The 22,530-nt window shown below is 67.7% G+C and carries 12 protein-coding genes; 1 reads left to right on the top strand and 11 read right to left on the bottom strand.

The features are described 5' to 3' along the window. The first annotated feature begins 38 nt into the window (after positions 1 to 38). The gene (locus C8K30_RS30220) at positions 39 to 467 is read left to right on the top strand and encodes a DUF6283 family protein (protein ID WP_146197340.1); all 429 of its coding nucleotides are present in this window, start codon (positions 39 to 41) and stop codon (positions 465 to 467) included. A gap of 80 nt (positions 468 to 547) precedes the next feature. Here C8K30_RS30220 and C8K30_RS05005 read toward each other — a convergent pair whose 3' ends face one another. The 11 genes from C8K30_RS05005 to C8K30_RS04955 all read right to left on the bottom strand — a co-directional run bounded on the left by C8K30_RS05005 (position 548) and on the right by C8K30_RS04955 (position 22,509). Then, a complete protein-coding gene (locus tag C8K30_RS05005; RefSeq protein ID WP_108491713.1) occupies positions 548 to 910 on the bottom strand; it encodes a hypothetical protein in 363 nt (120 codons plus the stop codon). A 30-nt stretch (positions 911 to 940) separates the two neighbouring features. Continuing rightward, positions 941 to 2,701, bottom strand: a complete 1,761-nt coding sequence (locus C8K30_RS05000) for a hypothetical protein (RefSeq protein WP_108491712.1) — start codon at positions 2,699 to 2,701, stop codon at positions 941 to 943. A 1-nt stretch (position 2,702) separates the two neighbouring features. Continuing rightward, the gene (locus C8K30_RS04995) at positions 2,703 to 8,246 is read right to left on the bottom strand and encodes a hypothetical protein (RefSeq protein ID WP_108491711.1); all 5,544 of its coding nucleotides are present in this window, start codon (positions 8,244 to 8,246) and stop codon (positions 2,703 to 2,705) included. Positions 8,247 to 8,415: 169 nt separating this feature from the next. Next, entirely contained in the window at positions 8,416 to 12,417 is a 4,002-nt protein-coding gene (locus tag C8K30_RS04990) for a type IV secretory system conjugative DNA transfer family protein (protein WP_108491710.1), read from the bottom strand. A 129-nt stretch (positions 12,418 to 12,546) separates the two neighbouring features. After that, positions 12,547 to 14,619: a hypothetical protein gene (locus C8K30_RS04985; protein WP_146197339.1), complete on the bottom strand. Its 2,073-nt coding sequence runs from the start codon at positions 14,617 to 14,619 to the stop codon at positions 12,547 to 12,549. Positions 14,620 to 14,660: 41 nt separating this feature from the next. Next, entirely contained in the window at positions 14,661 to 16,379 is a 1,719-nt protein-coding gene (locus tag C8K30_RS04980; RefSeq protein WP_199230334.1) for an AAA family ATPase, read from the bottom strand. A gap of 920 nt (positions 16,380 to 17,299) precedes the next feature. Next, positions 17,300 to 17,833, bottom strand: coding sequence for a hypothetical protein (locus C8K30_RS04975; protein WP_108491707.1), 534 nt, complete (start codon positions 17,831 to 17,833; stop codon positions 17,300 to 17,302). Between the two features lie 142 nt (positions 17,834 to 17,975). Continuing rightward, a complete protein-coding gene (gene mobL / locus C8K30_RS04970) occupies positions 17,976 to 20,267 on the bottom strand; it encodes a relaxase MobL (protein WP_158280936.1) in 2,292 nt (763 codons plus the stop codon). A gap of 86 nt (positions 20,268 to 20,353) precedes the next feature. Next, a complete protein-coding gene (locus tag C8K30_RS04965) occupies positions 20,354 to 21,322 on the bottom strand; it encodes a hypothetical protein (protein ID WP_108491706.1) in 969 nt (322 codons plus the stop codon). Then, entirely contained in the window at positions 21,322 to 21,819 is a 498-nt protein-coding gene (locus tag C8K30_RS04960) for a hypothetical protein (RefSeq protein WP_108491705.1), read from the bottom strand. The genes C8K30_RS04965 and C8K30_RS04960 overlap by 1 nt, the downstream gene beginning before the upstream one ends. Before the next feature lie 51 nt (positions 21,820 to 21,870). Next, complete coding sequence (locus tag C8K30_RS04955; RefSeq protein WP_108491704.1) at positions 21,871 to 22,509, bottom strand: hypothetical protein; 639 nt, start codon at positions 22,507 to 22,509, stop codon at positions 21,871 to 21,873. Positions 22,510 to 22,530 lie beyond the last annotated feature (21 nt).

Below are 22,530 nucleotides of genomic sequence, written 5' to 3'. Positions count from 1 at the left end.
GTGTCCCGTCACCGTGTCGCCGATCGCTTGGAGCCCGCATGAGCAACCAGCCCCCGCCGCTGCCGGCGCGGAGCCCGTGTGGGTCGTGCCCCTACCGCCGGGACGCTCCCGTCGGCCTATGGCACCCGGAGGAGGCCGCGATCCTGTCCGAATACGATGCGGAGACATGGGAGCAACCGGGCAAACTGTTCCTGTGCCACCAGGAGAACGGTCGGATCTGCTCCGGCTGGGCCAGTTGCCACCCGATGGAGCACAACCTCGGCGCCCGCATGGCTCTGATGACCGGGCACCTGACCAGTGACCAGTACGACGAACTGCTGAGCTACCGCACCGACGCCGACCTGTTCGAGTCCGGCCGACAGGCTGCTGACCACGTCCAGGCCGCTGACCCGTCGCCCGAGACGATCGAGCTGCGGCGCAAGCTCGACGCGAAGCTGCAGCACAGGCTCGCTGAGACCGAACACTGACCACGTCGATCGCGAACAACCCCGGTGATGCCGTGTGCATCACCGGGGTTGTTCTTTTCCCGCGCGGCCTGGGTCTGGTCCTAGATCTCGACGTCCGGTTCGATCTCCTGGCGGTCGTCCTTGGGCTCGTAGTCGACCGTCTCCACGATCGAACGAGTTCGCGGGTCGCGATGCGTGCTCACGACCCTCTCGTGAGACTCCTCGAACCGGGTCTGCGCCGCCACGCGATGGGCTGCGTCGAGCCTCGAGCCGATGTTGCGCTCCCCGAACTCCATCATCGAGCTCAGCGACGTCTTCGCGGCCTTCTTCACGGCGTTGACGTGACCCTTGTTCTGCGACCGTTCCTGCTCCCACCGGCTGCGGTCCTCAGCCGTGACGAAGCCGAACATCCGCGCCAGACGTGACCCGTACCGGGTCTCGGCAGCCTGCTGGTCATCGCTCATGACATCTCCTCGTCCTCGTCGGTGTGGCGTTCATGAGTGCTGGTACCCGGCGGTGCCGGGCCTCTGGTCCGGGGTCTCGGGGTCGAAGTCATCGGCCTGCTCGCTGGAAGGTCCAGGACCCGCTCGGTAGGGCCGTGGTCTGAGCCGTTGCTCCTCGTAGAAGGCCTGTGGGTCGTCGACCGCTCTCTGCAGGGTCTGCTGCCAGCCGTCCCCCAGGGCCAGCCGGAGCTCGTGTGCCAGGTCGGGATGCTTCTCGCCGGCCGCTTCCATCGCGTCGACGTAGGCGTTGGAGTACACGCGTTGCTGCTCCTCGGGCGTCAGGCCGTCGATGGCCATGCTCGCGATCATCACCTCGCACTGGTCCAGGCGGTCTCCGAGCGTGCCGGGCAGTCCGCGGGTGTTCAACCCGTGCCTGCGGGCAGCGAAGCCGACCATGTAGCCCTGCACGTTGGCCGCGAAAGCCTCCTGGTCCTCTCGGTCCAGTGCATGGAGCAAGGCGGTCGTCATCGTCTCGGCGAGCTGCACCTGATGAGAGGTCGCGTCCATCGGGCGGCGCAGCGTGAACATCCCGTCATCGGGCAGGCGCTGGCCGAGCTGGTCCTCGAACTGGCCGCTCCAGACCGCACGCACGTGGTCCGTTCCCCCGATCCGCTCCTGACGCGGGGCAGCCTTGACGATGCGGCCGTGGGCGATGCCGTTGAACATCGTGCGTAGCTCCGGCTCGTACTCCATTCGCTCACCGATGATCATCCGTGCGCGGGTGACCATCTCCGAGCGCTCCACGCCGTCGTGGTCCATCTGGTCGCGCAGCCGCTTGCGCATCGCACGGTAGCTGTCGAAGATCTGGCCGGCGTCGGCGTCTGGCTCACGCATCCTCCAGAAGGCGTTCTCCATGAGGGCGACCTCCGTCATCGCCGCGGAGTCCGGGGTGTACAGCTCCCTGTTGCCCCGTTCACGCCGCTCGAGGTCGTCCAGCCTGCGCTGCCACCGTCTCGACAGAAAGGAACTTCGGCTGGCCTTGTGACCCTCCTGGCCGTGTACCGAACGGGCGGCCGCAGCCGCCGACGGCCTCTCACGCACCAGCGCACGGGCGCGGTCGTCGATCCGCCGGTTGTACGACCGGGATTGGCCCTCGGCCCAGTCACCCACGTACCTCGTTCGGCGGTCGATGCGCTCTTGCACCATGTCCTTGAACGGCTGGAGATAGGTGTCCATCTCCTGCCTGAAGTCAGGCGCGAGCATCCGCATCGCCACCATCATCCCTGCAGCCTGCACGACCGTGCCCGTGCTGACGCCACGAGCGAGAGGCTTCAGGCACGACTGCATCATCATCTGCATGTACACGTGATGCATGACGTCGAGCTCCTTGTCGCGCTCGTCGTCGTTGAACCCGGGCACGAGCAGGTTGGACGCCCGCAGCGAAGCCATGTACGCCTCGCCCGCAAGCCGCGTCTCCGCGCGCAGCTTCAGCAGCTGCTCACGCTCGTCCATGCCCTCGCGCTCATCCTGCGCACGCTCGACGTCGATGCGGTGCACCTCGTCACGGTCACTCATCCGCTCCCGGGCTGTCGCACCGAAGAACCCGCGGACGCTGTCTCGCAGCTTCTCGTGCCAGGGCTGCGAGTCATCCGTGTCCACCGGTTCTCCGGCGTCCGGCTCTGCGCCCCGTACGGGATCGTCGGCCGCCTGAGCATGGTCGAGGTGCACGGTGCCGTCCGAACTGACCGGCAGTGCCCTGCTCGCGCGGGACCGGCCCGCCGGACCCGTCCCCAGATCCTTGCGCTGCGCCATCTCAGTACCCCATCCCGTAGTCGTCTGTACTGGTCCGCTGCTGCTCGACCTCGATGCTCGGTGCATAGACCGGGCGGGGTGCCCCGACGACCACCGCATGCCGCGACCGCCGGCCGGCGCCCCGCGTCCGGTGCCCCTGGTCCTCAGGGACCATCACGTCGGCCTTGATCAGCGAGTCGTCGACGACGATCGGGTGGCTGTCGATCCCGTCCGGGCCGTAGACGTCGAGCGCGGCGAGCTGTCGGTCCGTCTCGGCGCGTGCTGTGCGGGTGCCGGTGGCTGCGAACTGCTCGTTCATCTGCCCGTCGTAGACGTTCTCGCGGTTCTTGGCCGCCTCGACCAGGTCGGCGAACGTCCCGCCGTAGGCCATCCGGTCCATGACGGTGCCGCGCAGCGACGGGTCCTCTTCGAGGTTGCGGACCAGCCCCGTGCCGCGGTCTTCCAGCGCGTGGGCGATACGGGTGACGTAGGCGGGATTCACCTCGACGCCGAAGCCTTCTGTGGAGGTGTAGAAGTCGCAGAACTGCGCTTCCCACTCCTCGACCGTGGCCTGGACCGGCTCGCCGTCGGTCAGCGGGGTGCGCCACTGGCCTGGGCCCACGTGCTCGAGCCGGCGACCCCGCCACAGGTCACGGCCGGGCCCCTGGAGCATCGCGTACTTGTGGCGAGCCTCTGCGGCGTCGTGCTTGGCCTGCAGGATCGACTGCGTGACCGGATAGGTCAGCTCCAGGACCGCCTTCAGGTCCTGGCCGCGCAGGGCCCGCACCGCGCGCTGGCTGAATGAGCCGCCCAGCCCCGTGCCGTGAGCCTTGATCGCCGTGGCGAACATCGACGCTTCCTGATCGGCCTGGGTGATGCCGGGTACACCCCGCTCGTCGCCCAGGTTCCGTGCGTAGTCGGCCAACTTCTGCTGGTTGCCCTTGGCGCCGGTCTCGACGCAGACCTGCCGCACGCTGCGCAGATGCGACTGCCGGTCACCGAAGACGAGCGCGGCGCCGAACTCCGAGCGTTGCGCCGTCCGGTAGAAGGCGCTCAGCTCCTCGGTGACGTTCTCCCGGCACGCGCGCAGCTCCGCGGGCTCGTAGTCGACGAACCGCAGCCGGTTGGCCTCCTTGCGTGCACTGTTCAGGTCTTCGGCGAGGACCGGGTGCTTCGAGACGGCGACCTGGGTGTCCAGCGATACCTGCATAGCCAGCGGGTGCGTCCCGTCCGGACCGGTGACGCCGGTGTCGAGCAGGTTCGCGGGCACCGAGAGCTTGTCCATCGCCTCAGCCCGTGCCGCGTCGCTGTGCAGCTTGACCACGGCGACCGCGTCGCCGTCGAAGTCGCCGTCGAAGCACTTGTCCATCACCGGGTTGATCGCGGCGCCGGTGAGCCGGTCGTCGATCGCGACCCGCAGGTAGCGCACACCCGCGTCGCGCAGCACCGGATCACGCCAGACGAGAGCGTGGTCACCCTCGGCCAGCCCGAGCTGACGGGCCTTGACCGAGCTCAGCGCGACCTGGTCGACATCGAGCCGCGGGTCCGCGGTCCACACCATCGTCGCCGAGTCGGACAGCCGCGAGGACATCAGACCGGTCTTGAAGGTGTTGTTCTTCCCCGTCAGGACCCGGCTGGCGACGTCCGTCGTGATCGCCTCGAAGGCTCGCTGAGCCCGAGAGACCGCATCCCGCATGCTCTGCTGGATCTCGCTGCGCTTCTGCGCGGGCAGGCCGCCGCCGCCCTCGAGCTGCTCGGCCATGTACCGGTAGCGGCAGGCTTCGACGAACACGTCCTGATAGCTGCGGGTGTAGTCGTGGGTGACCGAGGCGCCGTCGTCGAACTCCTGGCCGCTGCGCAGGTGCGAGGACATCACCGGCAACCTCCACGAGACCTCGCTGGCCGTCTCGGTCTCCTCACCGGTCGGGTACCTCAGGGGGAACGGGATCTCCATGTCTCCGCCCCGGTCCCCGATCAGCTGGCCGAACGACCTGCGCATCCCCGTGGTGTTCAGCCCCGGGCGCTGCCCCGGGCTGCGCGGCTGCGTGCGCAGCAGCTCGGGCATGGTGATCATCCGGCGCTCGGGACGCTCGTCGACGGCCTCGGCCTGACCGACCACCCGTAGGGTGCCGTCCGCCTCCATGTCCATACCCACCACCAGCAGGTACTCGCGCAGGTTCGACTCGGCGCCCGAGTTGTGCCCGTAGAACTCCCGCATGATCGCCGGGCAGCCCTGAGCCTGCAGCGCCCACGCGAGCTGCGAGGAGGCCTTGCGGCCCCTGCCGGCGCGCAGCTGAGCCTCGTCGTAGATCTTCGTCTTCTCGTCGACCGCCATGTGGGTGACCACGAACCGCATCTGGCCCAGGCCGCCGGGCTGTACCTGGCCACCGGGAGAACGCAGGTCGTCCAGCCGCCCCGCCATGAGCTCCCGGGCGGAACCCGCGTTGCGTCGCGAGATCAGGGAGAACGGGCTCATCACCACGTCCAGTCCAGGGTTCTGACGGAACCACGCGACCTCGTCCTCGATGCCCTGCTGACGTGCCGTGCTTGGCGGCATGTCGCGGTCGACGATCAGGGAGACGACGCCCTTGTTGCCGTGCAGGTCACTGATCTTGTCCCCGACGACGAGGTCGCGCAGCCGGCCACCAATGCCTCGGATCTTGTGCGCCTGAGCGAACCGCGAGCTGATCACGATCGGGTCGTCAGCCGTCCACCCGCCGAACGTCATCAGCGCTGTGCCGGTGGGTCGGGTGACCTGTGAGGACTGCATGATCGTCGAGGCCGTCATCTGCTGGCGGTCGAACGGGTCGTAGCGCAGGGTCTCGAGCTCAGGCCGGCACATCAGCGGCGCCCGCGAACCCGTCAGGGTCGCGGGGTCGCCCGGGCGGATGGAGCCGTCCGGGGCGACCGCCGCGTCCTGCGTCAGGTAGCGCACGATGCCCTGGTTGGTCGCGCCACCGGTCATCACCGGGTCGAAGTACCCACCCGGGGTCGGGGCGTTGTCCCGGCCCGTGCCGGTGAGCACCGCCATGTTCCGTCCGCCGGTCAGCTGCCAGGCGTCAAAGTGGTTATCGTCAGCTGGATCTGTGCGGTCGCGGTCGGCGCGGTACTCCGCGTAGATGGTCGATCCGTGCTTGATCTCGCTGGAGTAGCGCACCCGACGTGCCTCGGTGGCCAGGATCGAGACCGTCCATGCGTCCAGGTGCGCGCGGACCTCACCGGTGGTCTCTTCTATCTCGTACGTCGTGGCGCGCTCGATGAAATCGACCGGGTGCTTCGTGCCGTACAGCTGCGAGTAGACCGTGTTGAGCGAGGCCGGCTCACCGGTCTGACTGCGTCCCGTGACGAGGTCGCCGGCGATCTGGTACTGGATCCGTTCGTGCATGAGCTGCTCGTAGCCGCGCAGCCGCGTGCGTTCCTCGACCGAGGCCGGCGCCGTGCCGGGGGTCTGCGCCGCGATCCGGGCCTCGTAGCCGGGGACGATCAGAGCGTTCTCCCCGCTGGCGAGGGCGGTGGTGATCTCACCGTGCCGGCCGATGTCGAAGACCTGCCCGAGCTCGCCGGAGATCTCCGTGGACCGCCCGTCACGACGCAGCTTGGCGCCTTGCCACCGGATGACGCCCTGGCCGTCGACCAGGATCGCGGACGGCCGCACCGCATTTCGCTCGAGGCTCTCTCGCACGGTGTCTCCGATACGGCGCAGGAACTGCGAGTGGTGCTCGGCGATCGGGACGGCACGGTCGGCGTCGAAGCGTACGAGGCGATCCTTGAACCGGGTGGTCTGGAAGTCAGATCCCATCATCTCGCTCGGGGAGACCTCGCAACGCCGCAGGGCAGCGGCCAAGTTGTCGAGGTTCGACCATTGCCCGGTCGGACTGGTCATGTACTTCGCCACCCGGCCAGGGTCGAAGCGCTGCTCGACCCACTCGCCGTCGACGTCGTGCAGCTGCGGCTGCCAGGTCCCGACGAGCTCGAAGGGTACGTCTTCGGCGTGTGCGCGGACCTTCTCGGCGCTCGTGCCGCCGTAGACGAGGTTGCCCAGCTGGGGCTCTTCGCCCGACTGCAGCTCGCCGATCGCATCCAGCCGATCCTGGTACATCTCCTGCGTCGCGCCCGGGCGCAACAGATCGCTGCGTGCTCCCGTGAGCACGTCCCAGTACGAACGCTGGATCGCGGCGATCTCCGGGTCAGGGGAGTAGCCCGGAAGCTGCATCGCGTCGATCTGGCCGCCGGTGCGCTCGTGCTCTGCCTGTGCGTGGGCGATGAGACTCTCGACACCGAGGGCGCCCAGCAGGTTCTCCCGGGCGCTGCGCACGGCCTCCTGCACATAGCTCTGTGCGGGCTCGACGTCGACGAAGAACGTCGCCAGCGACCTGTTCTTCGCGTCGCGGCGCAGCATGATCTTCGACCCGCGCCGCGAGCCGGACGGGCCGGGGGCGACGTAGTCGCCCACCACGAACATCGACTCCCGGTCGACGTGGTAGGCATCGGGGACGTCCACGACGGTGCGACCGCGGCTCTGCTCCGGGTGTGTCGTGCCGATCTCACCGACTGCCCGTCCCGGCAGGTCGGTGCGCTCGATCCGCCGGCCCTGGGCGAAACGCAGCAGCTGCACGGCCTCGGCCGGCGTGGGGGAGTGGACCGCCATACCGCCGGGGACCCGATGGTTGGTCGAGTAGCGCAGCACGGTGCCGTTGTCGTAGATCCGAGCACCCGCGTAGTCCTCCTGGCGGCTGTCGGTCAACCGGATCTCCATGCCTGTTCCTGCGATCTTCGCCTTGATCTGGCCCGGTTCACGGTCGCGCACCACTTGGTAGGTCAGTCCCTGGGCCTTGAGCTCCTCGAGCAGGGCCGCCGCACGGGCCACGGCCTTCGGCGACATGAAGCGGTTGTGGTCGACCCGGCCGGTGCGCGGGTCCCGGCCACCGTCGATGACCCACTCACGAACCTGCGCGTACTCTTGCTGGCTCATCTTGTCCATGAGCGCGGTGAGCCCTGCCGCATCGTCGTTGGTCATGGCACGGCCTGCCTCGTAGGGACGGCCTTCGTCATCGATACGCCAGAGCACCATGTTGCCCCGTCGCGGGTCGGCCAGGGTCTCCACCGCACCGCCGGCCACTCGGGTGATCGTCTCGTCGGGGAGATACAGCAGGCCGGTTCCCGCACGCTTCACGCTCGCGCGTGCCGACCAGGCCGGGTCGTACGGGCTGATCGGAAGCCGGGCCGACGCCGTGGCGCTCGGGGACCCGACGCCGGTCTGCTGGGTGAACTCTCGTTGGAGCTGCTGGTAGCGCTCGTCACCCGAGGAGTGGTCACCGAACTGGTCGACGTACCCCGGCACCCGCTCGCCGAGCGCGCGGTCGACGGCGGTGAGGCAGGCGGGCACCCCGAGCTGCGGATCAGCCACCGCCGTGCCCTGCGCCGCGAGGATCTCGTCGACGCGCGCGCGGATCGCCTTGGCCTGAGAGATCGGGATGACCTGGTTGGTCTGGTCTCTCGCCCGTTCGACGGCCTTGTAGAAGACGTACTCGTAGAAGTACCTGCGCAGACCGTGTGCCTTCCTCATGCTGATCAGCCCCCTGCGGACGCTCGGATGTCATAGGTAGTGAATTGATCGTATGCCACGTATGACAAAGGTGTCGATGACCTATCTAATAATCAATGACAAAGGTGCGGCTCGATGGCTGGTGGTCAGCCCGGCGTGAGTGGCAGCGGCCTCGTGGGTGCCGTGCGTCCTACTTCGATCGCATCTCGATGGCCATCGCCCGGTCGAACTGACCGTCGGCGAGCATCTCCCAGCTCGGCAGCGAGGCCAGGTACTGGTAGAAGGCAGCGTGAACCTGCACGGTCGACAGGGACTCGATGTCTTCCTCGGTGATGTCGGCCTCGGCGAAGACCCGCGATCGCTGTCTCGTGGCCTGGTCGTTGATCTGGCGGGCAGCCCTGGTGTACGCGCTCGAACGGACCTGGCTGATGTAGGTCTGCGATCCGTCGGCGCTGCGCAGCTCGCCGTCACCGCCGACGCGGAAGTGCTCGCGGTCCTGCTCGAGGTCGGTCTGTGTTGACCTGTAGGCCTCGCTGATCTCGGCGTCCAGCGTCTTGATCTTCGCCGAGCCGTCGGGGTTGATCAGCATCTCCTTGCTGATCGTCTCCTCGGCGTAGACCAGGCGCTCCCGCTCGGCGCGGGCCGTCTCGCGTTCGGCGACCTGCCTGGCCAGCTCGACGTTCTCGATGAACTGGTCCTCGTCCAGCATCATCGTGGCCTCGTAGGCCTCGGGGTCCACGACGGTCGGAGCACCTGGGTCGTGTCCCTCGTCGGCTGCGGTCATCAGGGTGATGATCTCCATCACCTCGTCGGAGTAGACGTCGGGGTCGAGGCGTTCGATGTCGACGTCTCGGTAGCGGTAGGTCTCCTGGTAGAGCGTCTTGGCGTCTGCGGCGCGGACCGCCTGGCGCATGCGCTTGTCGAGCATCCTGACGAAGTCGGGTTGGTTGTTGCGCACGTCGAAGTCGATGGCCGAGGACAGCGTGGGGATGTCCTGCAGCGTGTAGTCGTGCCCGGGGTGGGTGATCGTGTCCTTCAGCAGGCGCCACGACATCGGCAAGATCGTCTCGTTCCTGTTCCAGACGGGCGCGTCACCGGCCCGGAAGACGATCGAGTTTCGTGGTGGGATGAACGCCATGTCGTTGTAGGAGATCAGTGGCTCCTCCTTGGTGTTCATCGTGTAGGTGACGCGGCCCTCCGTCTTGCCTCCGACGACCCGGTCGACGTCCTGGCTGACCTGCTTGGAGTCGATGTAGGACCTGTGCGTCTTGCCCGACATCTTCTCGAGCGTCTCGATCATCGAGTCGTCGATCGACTTGAGGAACACGATGTTGGAGGTGTTTCCCTGCACGATCTTGTCCACGCTCTCGCCGTAGACGTCTCTCAGCTGTTGCAGGGTCTGGAGGATGAGCGTGAACTGCTGCTCCTGCCCGAGCCCGATCGAGAGCATCGTCTCGAACCCGGCGATGCCGTGACCTTCTGACTGGAGGTTGCCCAGCTCGTCGAGCATGAACCTGGTCTTGTACAGGGGCTTCTGGTCCGACTTGGTCATGTACGACTTGTCGAAGTTCAGGTCGACGAGCTGCTTGACCAGGATCAGGATCAGCTTGGCGTACTTCATCAGGTGTGGAGGGGTCACCAGGAAGACGGCCTTTGGCAGCTCGGAGTAGCGCACCATCGTCTGCGTGATCGCTCGGGCGGCGTCCTCGACGATCTCGGGATTGCCACCGCCGGCGAAGTCCAGCCGAGCTTGGGGGTAGGTCGTGTCGGCTGGCTCGAACGAGACGATCGTCGCGTCCTTCCCCGTGCCCTCGCGCACCGGCCTCAGCTCGCGCAGAACGCCGTTCTTGACGACCTTCTTGCCGGTGACCGGCTCGGTGACGTAGTGCCGGCCGCTGAGCGAGACCTGGTAGCTCTTCTTGAAGTGCAGATAGAAGGTGCGCACCAGCATCTTGGTCTGCGGGTTGACCAGCTCGAGCTTGATCCACGCCTGGTCGGTGGGGAACTTCCCCTTGAAGTAGTAGCGTGCCCACCCCTCGCGGCCGACGATGTCGGAGTGCTCGAAGTCCTCGCCGAGGTCGTGGCTGAACATGTCGTCCCCGTACGCCGACCACCGGGCCTGCAAGCCCTTGAGGTGGTCGCGCTTGAGGTAGTTCGCCGCGAACCGCACACCGAACCGGCGCGGGAAGCTCAGGCCACCCAGATCCGTGTTCTGCGAGGGCTTGCCGGAGGTGAGGGTCGAGATCGTCGGGTCGGTGAAGAACGACATGGCCGTGATCGCGATGCCGTACACGGAGGCGAGCATCTTCTCGGCGCCGGCCATGGCACGCAGGGCGTTGTTGGCGTTGCCGATCAGCGTGCGCATCGTGTTGCGCGGCAGCGCCTCGGTCGCGTTGAAGTAGAGCGTGAGCATGTCCTGCTCCGCCTTGCCTTCCCACAGGAACGCCTGCGCGGCGGCTTTCTCCTGCTCTTCGGCCAGTCCCGGCTCGTCGTCGTTGAACTGGCCGGCCTTGACCTTCTTCTCCAGCTCCGCCTCGGGGTTCTTGACCTTCTTCGACGTCAGCTGCACGAACAGCTGGTAACAGTTGTACAGCGTGGACGCACCCCACATGTCGTCCAGCCGCTTGTTCAGGCTCTCCGGGTCCATGCCGGTGGCTGCCGCGGCGGCGCGCAGCTCACGCTCTTCTTCGAGGTAGAAGTCGATCAGGCCGTAGGCGGCACGCTTGAACGCGTTGTTCGCCGCGTGCGGCCATACCGGGTCCTCGCCGCCGTCGAGCGGGAAGAAGACGTCCGCGATGTTCTCCACGTAGACCGCGCACTTGGTCGCGTCGCCCTCGCGAGCGGCCTCGGCGGCCAGGCCCAGGAGGTTGTAGATGTCGGTGGCCAAGGGGTTGATGAGGTTGAACTGCACCGGCTCGTAACCCCGCATCACCAGCGGGACGTAGAACTTGACCAGCAGCTCACCCTTGGGGTCGTTGATGACCATGTTCGACGGGTTCTTCTCGCGCGACCACATGTCGATCTGCGGCTCGATGTAGGTCTGGCCCTTGCCAGCCCGGGTGATGGCCAGCACCATCGTGTTCACGGGTGCGGTGTCGACCAGGTAAGCCCCGGCCGGGCGTTGAACCTCGTAGTCCGGGAAGGACCAGTCGGTCTTGATGAGGTCGGCGACCGTCTTGTACGTCCCGAGCTTGGCGCGGTCCTTGCCGTCCGGGTTGTAGGGGATGGCCGTGGTGTCGTACGCCTTGCGCAGCGCCTTGTCCTGCGGCAGACCCGAGGCCTCGAACAGATCGTTCCCGAACGCCTCGTCAATGATCGGCAGGGATCTGGTGACCGGCTCGCCCTCGTCGTCCTCGACAGCCTCGCCGGCGTAGTAGGTGACATCACCGTTCTCGTCGACGAGGTCCTTCGGGGCACGCTGGGTCACGTCGACGGTCCCCAGGCCCTTCTGCTTGAGCATCACGTGGCTGATCACCGAGCTGACCTGCACGTCCGAGTGCGCGCCGGCGTCCGGGAACCAGTCGAAACTTCGCTGGATCTCCTCGGGCAGGGCGATGTGCTGGTCGTTCGGGTACTGGTTGATGTCGCTCGTCGTGCTCATCAGGTTCGCCGCACCGACCCCCCGAGCCGACCACGTACCGAGCACGAGCGTGACCAGCAGCCCTGAGGCGAGCGCGACGAAGAGCTTGAACGGGGAGACCGAGGTCAGCTGCTTGACGACAGTCGTGGAGCCCTGTGCGGTCGTGTCGCCCCGCACATCGCTGGAGCCGTCGGGGAGCGGCACGTCCGCGGCGTGGTCGTAGCACGTGGCCAGTGGGTCAGGTTCGCCGTCCTCGGTCAGAGGCCGGTAGCAGGTCACGACCGCCCCGCCCTGTCCGGTGGTGGTGGTCTCCATGTAGTACGCGCCCGGCTCGGTGGCGTGTGGTGCAGCTCCGAGGGACGTGCCCACGGACGTCAGCGCCACGGCGATGACCGAGTACAGGACCCAGACGGCGGCCGCCACGATCGCACCAATCACGACGGAGGCCAGGACGACGGGCGTCCGCGAGCGTCGGGTGCGGAGCTTTCCGCGGTCCAGCTGCTGGCCCTGGTGGACATCTCGGTTCGTCAGCGTCTCGCCGGGTTCGCGAGCCGAGATCTTGTCCCAGCTGTTCGCCTTCGGCCGGGCTGCCCTGCGCTTGTTCACAGCCATGGTGATTCCTCACTCCCGTCGCTCCTGCCGTCCTGCTGTGTGCCGCCGGCTCGCGGCCCCGCACTGCCCGCCCTCTGGTCCCGAGGGGCCTGCCGCGTGCCCGGCTCGTGGATGCTGTGAGGCGTGCCTCTACACCTGGGTGCCGACGATGAACCCCGCGATGCTCGTCAGCAGCGAGATCGCGACGGCAAGGACCGCGTAGGCCTTGCCCGAGCGGCCGTGGATCTCAGCGGTCCGAGCCATGGCGTTGGCGTAGGACTCCTTGTCGGCCGTCAGCTCGGTGACGCGTGCCTCGTAACGCCGGCCGACCGCATCCTCGGTGGTCTCCACCTGCCGCAGCAGGTCTGCGACCCGTGCCGTCTGGGACCTGGTCTTCTCCCGTTCGAGGTTGAGGCTGTGCTGCCACTCCTCGTCACGGGCCGTCATCCGTGCGACGGTGTCGTTCCGGTCTCGCTCGAGCTCGTCCTCCATGCGCTGGATCCGGCCGGCGTGCTCGGTACGCATCGACTGCAGGAGGCTCTCCTGCTGTTGACGCAGCTCACCGATCTCGTCCGTGATGCGGTGGTGCTCGGCCAGGGTCTCGGCCTGAGCGATGTCGGCCTTGCGGTAGTCGTCGACGACGTGTTGGATCTCGACCTTCCACCGGGTCAGGCATGCCTCCTCCTCGGCGAGGTACCGAGACTGGTGTTCTTGCAGCACCTCAAAGATCCGTGTCTGCCCGGTCTGCAATTTCAACGCCGCATGCTGGCGACGGATCCGTAGGATCTCCTGCTGGTCGCGTGAGCGGTCGTCCTCCAGGCCCCGTTCGATCTCGGCGACCGCGTCAGCCTGCGCCCGCTCCATCTTCGGGCGGTTGCGCTCCTTGTAGTGGATCTCGGCCTGCATCGCCGCCTGCCGTGCGTGCTTGGCTGCCTGCTCCTCGTAGTCCTCGAGGATCTCCGTCCTGCGAGCGCGGATCCGGTGGTCCTTCTCGGCGAGCCGTTCCTGGTGCTCGGCCTCCGCCGCCTCGTTCAGGAGCGTGTACCGGGCGCCTTCGCGGTCGGTGGCGACCTCCCGGATGACCTGTTCAGCATGTGTCGACATGAGGTTGACGTACAGCGCACGTAGCTCGTCCTCGTGTGCGAAACGCAGGCGAGTCAGGTCCGCGTTCGCCTGCCGGCCGAGCTGGGCGAGCTGGTCACCGAGCCACTCGGTGGCACCGTCGGGCAAGGCGATCTGTACGACGGGCGCGCCGATGGCGAAGGTCGCGTCGAACTCGTCGAGCCGGATCGTGAGGTCGAGGTCCTCGGTCAGGAACCGGCGGGCGATCACCTCGCGCACCTGGTCCTGGTCGGCCAACGACACGACGTCTTCGGGGCCCGCGACGTCGTCGCTCAGGTAGCCGTCGTCGTGGTCGGCCTCGTGGAGAACTGTGCCAGCGTCGACCTGGGCGCCGCCCAGATCGTCGACAGGGGCCTGGGCGCCGGTGTCATCGTCGAACACCGGTGTGCCGGCGGCCTCGTCCTCATCGGGCGTGTCGCTGAAGACCGGCTCGTCGGCCTCGGCCGCTGCCTGCCCGGGGAGCGGGTCGAAGATCTCGTCCTCGTCGACGCCTTTCTCCCGTAAGCCCTCTGCGTCCGCGCCCGCCGTGCTCGCGTCGGCGGGATCATTGCCCTGATCGTCGTCGTCCGGGTCGACCAGGCCGCTGTGCTCGGCCCAGGCTTGCCTGCCGACGGCGTCCTGGAGGTTGCTGGTGCCGCCGGCGACCGCGCGGGCCTGGGCGAAGGTTGCCGGGTTGACCAGGTCGACCAGCAGCTCGCCGCTGTTCTTCTGCCAGACGACGGCCCAGGCGTACTCGGCACCGGTCAGCAACGAGTACTCGTCCATCCGTGCGAGTGTCTCGTCGGTGGGGATGATGCCGAAGACCTGCTCCTGGAGCATCTCAGCGGTCGCCACGGTGTGGATCTGGTCGGATCCGATGAGCTCGATGATCGAGCCCTTCGCCTCGTCTCGGCCGTGCCGCCGGCTCAGGCCTCCGATCGCGTCGGCGGTGAGCACGAGGATGACCCATGCCGTGCCGCTGGGGAAGACGAACCGCGAGTTCGAGCGCAGCAGCTCGACGGCCGCGGGGACGGGCGTCTCCCGCACCACGGAGGACAGGAGCTCGTCGTGCTTCTTGCGGCGCTCCACCCGCCGGCCCGTTCTGGTTCCCAGAATGCCCATGAGTGCCAGTCCTTTCGGTAGTGAGTCACGTTCCATCCGTCTCATCGCATCGCGCTGACCACGATGCGGGCGGCCGGCCTCAGGAGGGTCTTGTCGTCGCTGACCAGCTCACCGGCGACGTCGACACGGATCTGCCGCTGCGCGCGGTGCTCGTTGATGAACGTCGCTACCGCTGTGGTGACCTCGTTGGTCAGTCTCGCCACGGCTGCGCGGGCGCCGCCTGCATCGGAGTCGGTGTCGCCCTTGTCCTCGGTGAGATAGCGCAGGACCCGCTCGTCGATCTCGACGCGCACGTTGTGCTTGACGAAGACTTCCTGGACCAGCTGGCGCAGCTTGTTGCGAACGATCGTGGTCTGTGTCTGCCGGGACAGAGGCTGGAAGGGCACGATCACGTCGAAACGGCCGAGCAGTTCCGGGGGGAACCTGTTGTCACCGGTGGTCGAGGAGATCGACCGCCGGATGAGCTTCTCGTACTCCAGCAGCTGTCTGCCTGAGCCGGTGTCGTCCGCGGCGTACTGCGCGATCGTCCGGTAGATCTCGGAGCCCGCGTTCGTGGTGAGCACGATGTAGGTGTTGAGGAAGCTCACCTTCCGGTTGTTGTCGTCGGACAGCCTCCCGTCGTCGAGCACCTGCAGCAGCACCCGTGTGACCATCGGCGAGGCCTTCTCGATCTCGTCGAAGAGCAGCACGGCGTGCGAGACGTCCCACACGCGCTTGGTGAGCTCTGATCGGAAGCTCGTGAACGACGAGTCCTCGGCGTACTCCGTCATGTCGAAGCGGATCAGGTGGCGCTGGTCGTCACCGAATAGCAGTCGGGCGAGCTGCTTGGTCAGCTCGGTCTTGCCGACCCCCGTCGACCCGGTGAACAGAAAACTTGCCTCGGGCCGTGTCTTGTCGTTGAGGTTTGCCACGGACAGTTGCAGGCGCCGGGCCACGGCGCCCGTCGCGAGGTCCTGGCTGAGGACCCGTGCGTCCAGCTGTTGTTTGATGTTCGCGCCGTCGACCTGGAACGCGACGTTGACGCCGAGGGACTCGTGGAGCACGTCCGCGAGCAGGGCGCGATCCAGCGGCCGTTTCGTGTACCGGTGCCAGCCGACCATGCTGTCGAGCACGAGGATCGCCTTGCGTGGCTGGGCGCTGGCCGGCATGTACCGCTGGGTGTAGTCGTAGATCTGCCGGAAGATGTGGTCGTCGCGAAACTGGTCGGCCACGCCGTACCGCTGGGCCATCCCAGCCAGGATCCGCACCGTCGTGTCCTGGTCCGGAGGGCTGACGTTGATGCGCTGCAGGCGCTCGACCAGGGCCTGGTTGCGCGAGATGTGCTGGTGGAACTCGTCGTAGGTCGTAGCCCCGATGATCCTGATGCCACGCGCGCCCGATGAGGCCAGGACGGGCTTGATCGCTTCGACCGCCGCGTCGGAGAGCTGGACGATCTGGTGGAACTCGTCGATGAACAGCACCAGCTCGCGCCCCTCGTCCAGGACGAAACGCTCGGCCTCGTCGAAGAGGGCCTTGAGCATCGAAGCCATGTTCGCCGCGTCGCCCGCCTGTGAGATCATCCGGGCAGGGTCCAGCTCGAGGTAGAGCCGCCGCGGGTCCGCGAGCATCGTCGCCTGGACGAGAGCTGTCTTTCCGGTCCCTGCTTCCGCCAACAGGAGGGCGTTGCACAGCTCAGGTCGGCTCAACGCGGCCAGCAGCTGCTGCATCTCCTGCTCGCGTCCGACGATGGCACGCTCGGCCTGCCGCAGCGGAGCCGACAAGCTCGACAGGAGCTCATACTTCTCACACAGGTGCGCGTCGCGGGGCGCGCAGTGACGGCTGGCCCGGTGGGGACCCGGTTCGACGGGCCGACTTTCGGTCGGAGCCACCAGCGCCCCGCCGTGTAGCTGCCGTGGCTGCGGATCGTGGCCGTCTCGTTGGCCGATGCGGGATGACGTCATCCGTCATACCCGCGCTCAGCTGCCGACGACGTCTCCGGTTGCTCGAACTCCGGTCGGTCCAGGGCAGTGCCGGACGGCCGTGCGGCACCTGTCGTGGTCCGGGAGCCCGGCGGGTGGACGACCGCACCGACCTGTGCGAGAAGCGTCGCACCGTACGCGTGGCGCGACAGGCGCTCGTCGTCGTCCGGCGTGGTGTCTCCGGACCGGCCGCGCGGGCTTTCCCCTACCGCCTGGTCCTGTGCTGGGTGCTGCCCGGGGACGGCTCGCGGCCGAGACGACGTTGCGGCTCCCCGGTGCGCGCGACGGTTCTTCGGCACGTCCCGCGAGGTGATCATCGACGGATCCAGCCGCTCAGGGACAGGCCCGCCGCTGTCGGGCACTTCAGGGTTGAACGGTGAACCCTTCTCACCCGGAGGAGGGGACGAGGGGACCCACCGCACCAGGCGGCGAGCCGCGGCCAGGCCCGCCTGGGAGCTGCCCCCGCCAGGTGAACTAGGCTCGATCGCTCGTGCCGCACCCTCGTCCGCAGCGGCTGGCTGGCCGTGGGCGTACTGCCGGTGGGACGCCTCGGGCGTCTGGGAGCGGCTCGGCTCGGCGGTGCGTCGTGCGGTGGGCGCCTTCAGCCTCACCTGTCCGTTCGACCGGCTAGGGCTCCTGCTGAGATCTGCCATGTCCACTGTCCGTTCTGAGCGCAGAGGCCCCTGGATGCTCTCCAGGGGCCTCTCGGCGGGGGAGCCAGTTCAGCCGACTGCAGGCTCGTCGACCTGGGCCACCTGCTCGGCTTCCTGCACCGCGGCAGCCTGGTTCTCCCGGGCCGCCGCCTGCGTGGTCCGTGCCTCGCGCATCGACACGAACTGGTTGTCCAGGGTCGTGGCATCGACCTTGAACTCGCTGGCCTGGACCGACTTGGTGTTGACTACCAGCCCCGTGCCCCGCGAGGCCGGCATCACGTTGCCCTTGAAGCCGTAGAGGGTGCCGACCTCGTTGCCGTCCTTGTCGACGATCGGCTCGGTGTTCGGACCTGCGGCCCGGGCGATCTCATCCACCTGGCTGACCGAGTACGGGGCGCCGTTCTGGTAGCGGGTCTTGCCCTCTCCGTCCGTGTAGCGCTCGGAACGCAGGTGGAGGTTCGTCTGCTCCGGGCCGCGGTTGTCGCGGGAGTCGACCTGAACGTCCGCGTACTGCGTCTTGCCGTCCTTGGTCCGCCCGTTCTTGTAGACCTTCGCGATGAGGTTGACCCCGGTCATCGCGCCCTTGCCCTTGAGGAGTGCCATCGTCTCTCGTCCTTTCGTCGATCCGCCTGCCCTTCCGACAGGTCGGCCATGACCGGGCGAACCATTGACATAGATCATTGGATACGCACCGAACACCATTGACAATAAGGCGCGGTTGGTCATTCCACAAGGATGTGAATGATCATTGACGTTCGTGCTCAGACTCGGTCGGCCGCTCGTCGCGCCCTGGCCCCAGCGCGGTGGCGGCGTCAATGCTGGTGGTGGCCTTGTCGACCTCGGCCTGGATGCGCACGACCAGGCCGGCGTCCAGCGAAGAAGCGTTCGACCGCCGCACGGGCCGGTCTCGATCGTGCTCGGCACCCAGCTCCGCGATCCGTGAGCGCAGCACGTACGTTCCGTCTTCCTCGTGCTGCGCGGACAGCGCGCGCGAGACCCGCGTCATCGTCGCCACGTCGTCCACCGGCAGGTCCGAGATCGCTTCGGCCTGGTCCGACTCATCGAGGTAGCTCATCGCTGCCAGCAGCAGCCTGCGACGCTCAGCGGTCATCTCCATGAAGCTGTGTGCGGCCTTCGGCCCGACCTCGATTTCGTGGGCGAAGTCGTAGCCCATGTGGTGCAGGTCCAAGGCCTTGACCTCGTCGAAGTCGTGCGCGACGCCCTGGACGATCTCCAGCTCCGGACCTATCGCTCGGGTGGCGCCGGGGTTCGCGGTCGTGCGGCCGTCCTCGGTGATCTGGCCTGCGCGCAGGACCAGTCCGGACGCTGCGAGGTCGGTGCGCAGGTCGTCGAGGTGCTCGTCATAGGACCTCTTCATCGCCCGGATGCGTTGGTCGAGCACCGCCCGGCCGCTGGCGCCCGTGGTGAGGTATCTCGCGCCGGCCTGGTCGTAGATCGCGCGTCCAAGACGCTCGGCCTGGTCGGGGTCCTTCATCCGCTGCAACGACGCGTCCCCGCGCAACGCCATCAGAGAAAGCAGCCGCTGGCCGTAGGCCGCGACCTGCTGGTGGCGGTCGTTCCACCGCCCGGTATCCGTGACGAAGGGCAGGAAGTGCTGGTACTTGCCCATCACCCGCCTGTGGTAGTCCTCCTCGAAGCGATAGAAGGCATGGAGCGCTCGGGAGTCCTCCGCGGCGACGCCTGCCTGCTCGGCTCGTTCCCACTGGTGTGCGAGGTTGCGATAGGTGCCGGCCTTGTCCCGGTGGTGCTGCAGGCGTGTGGCATAGCTGCGCAGCCGGAAGCCGAAGGAAACGAGGTCGTCACCGGCCGCGGCGCCGGTGCGCTGTTGGTCGGCGGCGAGCAACGCGATCTGCTCGTAGTCCGTCCCCATGATCTGCAGCATCGGCGTGCGCACGGTCAGCTCCGAAGCGGGGAGCGCCCGCAGGATCTGGTAGACGCCGTTGACCGCGCGTTCGATGATGCGGGCCCGCCCGTGGTCGACGAGTGCCTGCCACTGGTCGGTGGACAGGCCCTCCTTCTCGCGCCGCTGGTCGGCGTAGTCGGTGATCCGGTTCATCGCCTCCGGCAAGGGGGAGGTGGAGCGCTCCAGCTGCTCGACCACCAGCTCGGCGACGAGCTGGTTCGCCTTGCGCATGCGGCGGTCCTTGCTGCCGGCGCGCCACAGACGGCGCTCCGCCGGCAGACACGCCAGCAGGAACTGAGGCAGGGAGTCAGCTCGGATCTGCTCGTGCGCCCACCGCTTGATGTACGTCGTCACGTTGCGGCGCTCGTAGCCGACGGCGCTGGACAAGTGCGCCACTGCCTGCTTCTGGTCGAGCCAGGCGTCGATGCCGCGACGCAGGCGTGACTTGTGGCGGTCGAGCAGCTTGCCGCGCTGGGTCCCGTCCTTCGTCAGCTGGCCTCGGCCAGCGTCGACCATCGCCAGGTGGCAGTGCACGTGCTCGGTGTCCACCTGGATGACCCCGACGTAGCGCAGGTCGTCGAAGCCGCTCGTGCCCGAGCTCATCCGGTCCAGTCCGTGCATGATCGCCATGCGCAGCTTCATCTGGTCGATGTGGCCGCGGTAAGCGCCCGGACCGGTGCAGCGGAAGTCTCGGTCGACGATGCCGTGTCTCTTCAGGAACGCCTCGTCGAAGCTCAGCACCGACTTGAGCACGGTCTTGCCGCTCTCGAAGTGCTGCTGGAGATCCTTCGAGGCCGTTGTGAGCTGTTCGTCCGACAGGGAGACCGAGCCGTAGCCGAAGGCCACGCCGCCATGGCCCTGGGCCTGGCGCATCGTGGTCTTGACCGTGCGTCGCGAGCCGCCGGCGCGCTCGACGGCGGACTCGCGAGCCATGTAGCGCACGACGAAGTCGTCCGTGCGCAGACGCTGGATCGGTGCGAGCGGCTCTGTCGCCTGCTCGCGGGCCATGTACCGCTCGACGTACCGACCTGGTGTCGCGCCCCGGGATCCGCTGCCGTCGCTCCGGAGCACGGAGAACTCGTTGACGACGACGATGTCCTGCTTGAGGCCCATGAGGGATCACTCCTTCGACCGTCGGTGCGGCCCCGGTCTGCGTCGATCTGCGACAGGGGCGGCGCGCCCCGCCCGGTCGATCGTCTTCAGGACTCCAGGCTTGGCTCGCCCACATCGTCGTGCTCAAGGTCCGCCCCTCGGTCGGCCTGCTGACGTCCGAGCTCGTCGAGCGCCGGCGGTTGTGTCTGAGCGCGCCGCGGGTCCCTGGTGCGCTCCGTGTGGTCGTCGGACGCGCGCAGCACCTGAGCCACTCTCTCCTGATACAGGTACTCGAAGGTGCCCTCGATACGTTCGCGCTCGGCCCGCAGGTGGGCGGACTCCTCGGCGATCTCCGCCTCGACCTGCTGCAGCTGCAAGGTCACGCCGTCGGCAGCCTGGTCCATGTGAGCGTCAGGCGACGCGGCCGGGCCGGTCTCGGCGTCCGTGTCCAGCTCGTCCTGGGTGAACAGCGAGTTGACCGCTTCGGATCGTGCCAGCAGGGCTCGCTCGTCAGCCAGGCCGTGCGCTGGGGAGGGGCGATCCGCGAAGTGGTTCGCGAAGTACTCGGCGAGATCGTAGCCGCACGACTCGCGATCGATCTCGAGACCTGCGATGTCGTGCACCCGGGTGAAGACCACGGGTGCGTCGCCGTCGGTCGGCTCTCCGGACGGAGCGAGCACGAGGACGTCCACCGTGGTCGGCAGCTCCCACTCGATCCCCGTGACCTGCTCAGGCACCGCGAATGCGGCGGTGAAGTAGCCCTTGGTGGCGAGCGCGACCAGTTGCGTGTCGCTGAACTCGTAGAACGCGTCAACTCTCTCGCCGTGGCCGGGGGAGTAGGTCACCTGCGTTACCTCATACGGCAGCGCACGGTCGGGGGTGATCGAGCGCAGCTCGCCGGTCAGGTGCAGGTACGGGCGGTAGTTCTCCTCCTTGCTGCGGTGTTCGAGGTCGAGAGACTCGACCAGAACGCCGATCTCGGCGGCCACGCCCTCGATCCGGTACGTCTCGACTCCTCGTTCGCGAAGGACGCGGTGCGCCCACACGTCGTTCATCGTCAGGCCTGCGGTTCGCATCACGTGCTCCTCGTGGGGATCTTGTTGCTCCTGCGGTCGGGGGTACCGGTGGGCTTCGAGGCGGCCGGGTTGCCCTCGGCACGGGCGCTCCGCACGCGACCGATCGTCCGCGTCGACCAGCGCCAGATCTCGCGCATGAGGGCGATCTCGCCGGCGGCGAGCAGCGCGACCAGGAAGAGGAACGGGACCAGCCACATCGCGAGCGTCCCGGCACCTGTCAAGGTGCCCTGCGAGGCGCCGGACTGCGCGTGCAGCCAGGCGCCCAGCGTGGGGACGACGACGACAGCCGTGATGAACGCGATCAGGTAGTCCGCGGCAAGCGCGACTGCGCGCAAGAGCCCGGCCCACACGGCGAGCGGGAGCGTGCCGCGGTGGTGCCTCTTCGCGGCCAGCCGCCGCAGCAACGCTGGCAGCGCCTGGCCCCGTTTCCGAGCCGCCGGCTTCGCCGCGGGCGCGCGCGGCGGACTGGTCGCGTTCAGTGTCGAGTTGTTGCCCATCGTCTCGCCCTTCGTTGAGGTCTTACAGAGGGTTGTGAAAGGAACCGGTGGTCAGTGGGAGCGCAGGGTCGCTGCGCCTGCGGGGACGCCGCGGAGGTCCGAGACTGTCTGGGTGGCGTCGACGGTGACGAAGAGCAGCACCGGTCGGTGCGCCGTGACGCTCTCGCTGCTGGAGTCGTTCTGGGTCACGACGTCGGAGGTGATCTCGACGTCCACCAGGACGACGTAGCTGTAGTCGCTCGCCCGCACCTGGGCGACCTCGATGTCGGGATCCTCCCCGAGCGCCGAGTTCAGCCCGGCTGCGTCGACGTAGTAGTACCTCTGGCCGTCGACGTCCTCGTTGAACCGGGGCGGCGACATGAACTCCTGCAGGAACTCGTCGTCCTCGCTGAGGCCGTAGCGGTCCTTGAGGCGGTCCCGGGCCGTCTCGTACGCAGGTCCCGAGTCCCACGTGAAGGCCACACCGAGCAGCGACTCGATGACCGCGGTATCGACGTCCACCCGGGACCGGCTGATGCCGAGAGACGCGAGGACGTCCGCCTGGAGCCGCTCTTCATGCTGCTGTCGGAGGTCGGCCAGTCGCCCGACGAGCTCTTCGACCTGGGCCTCCTGCCCGGCGAGGTCCGCGCGCTGGCTGCTCCAGGTCACGCCGGCAACGACCGAGAGCAGCACGAATGCCGCTGCGACCACCGGGAACCAGAGGCCCCGTCG

The organism is Promicromonospora sp. AC04 (genome assembly GCF_003058225.1).
GTDB lineage: Bacteria > Actinomycetota > Actinomycetes > Actinomycetales > Cellulomonadaceae > Promicromonospora.
This window is presented reverse-complemented; position numbering and strand designations above follow the sequence as displayed.

Bases quoted from the DNA above. Each gene is read 5' to 3' on its own strand.
- mobL (WP_158280936.1), bottom strand. From the start codon at position 20,267: ATGGGCCTCAAGCAGGACATCGTCGTCGTCAACGAGTTCTCCGTGCTC.
- C8K30_RS04960 (WP_108491705.1), bottom strand. From the start codon at position 21,819: ATGGGCAACAACTCGACACTGAACGCGACCAGTCCGCCGCGCGCGCCC.
- C8K30_RS04965 (WP_108491706.1), bottom strand. From the start codon at position 21,322: ATGCGAACCGCAGGCCTGACGATGAACGACGTGTGGGCGCACCGCGTC.
- C8K30_RS04985 (WP_146197339.1), bottom strand. From the start codon at position 14,619: ATGGGCATTCTGGGAACCAGAACGGGCCGGCGGGTGGAGCGCCGCAAG.
- C8K30_RS05005 (WP_108491713.1), bottom strand. From the start codon at position 910: ATGAGCGATGACCAGCAGGCTGCCGAGACCCGGTACGGGTCACGTCTG.
- C8K30_RS04975 (WP_108491707.1), bottom strand. From the start codon at position 17,833: ATGGCACTCCTCAAGGGCAAGGGCGCGATGACCGGGGTCAACCTCATC.
- C8K30_RS05000 (WP_108491712.1), bottom strand. From the start codon at position 2,701: ATGGCGCAGCGCAAGGATCTGGGGACGGGTCCGGCGGGCCGGTCCCGC.
- C8K30_RS04995 (WP_108491711.1), bottom strand. From the start codon at position 8,246: ATGAGGAAGGCACACGGTCTGCGCAGGTACTTCTACGAGTACGTCTTC.
- C8K30_RS30220 (WP_146197340.1), top strand. From the start codon at position 39: ATGAGCAACCAGCCCCCGCCGCTGCCGGCGCGGAGCCCGTGTGGGTCG.
- C8K30_RS04990 (WP_108491710.1), bottom strand. From the start codon at position 12,417: ATGGCTGTGAACAAGCGCAGGGCAGCCCGGCCGAAGGCGAACAGCTGG.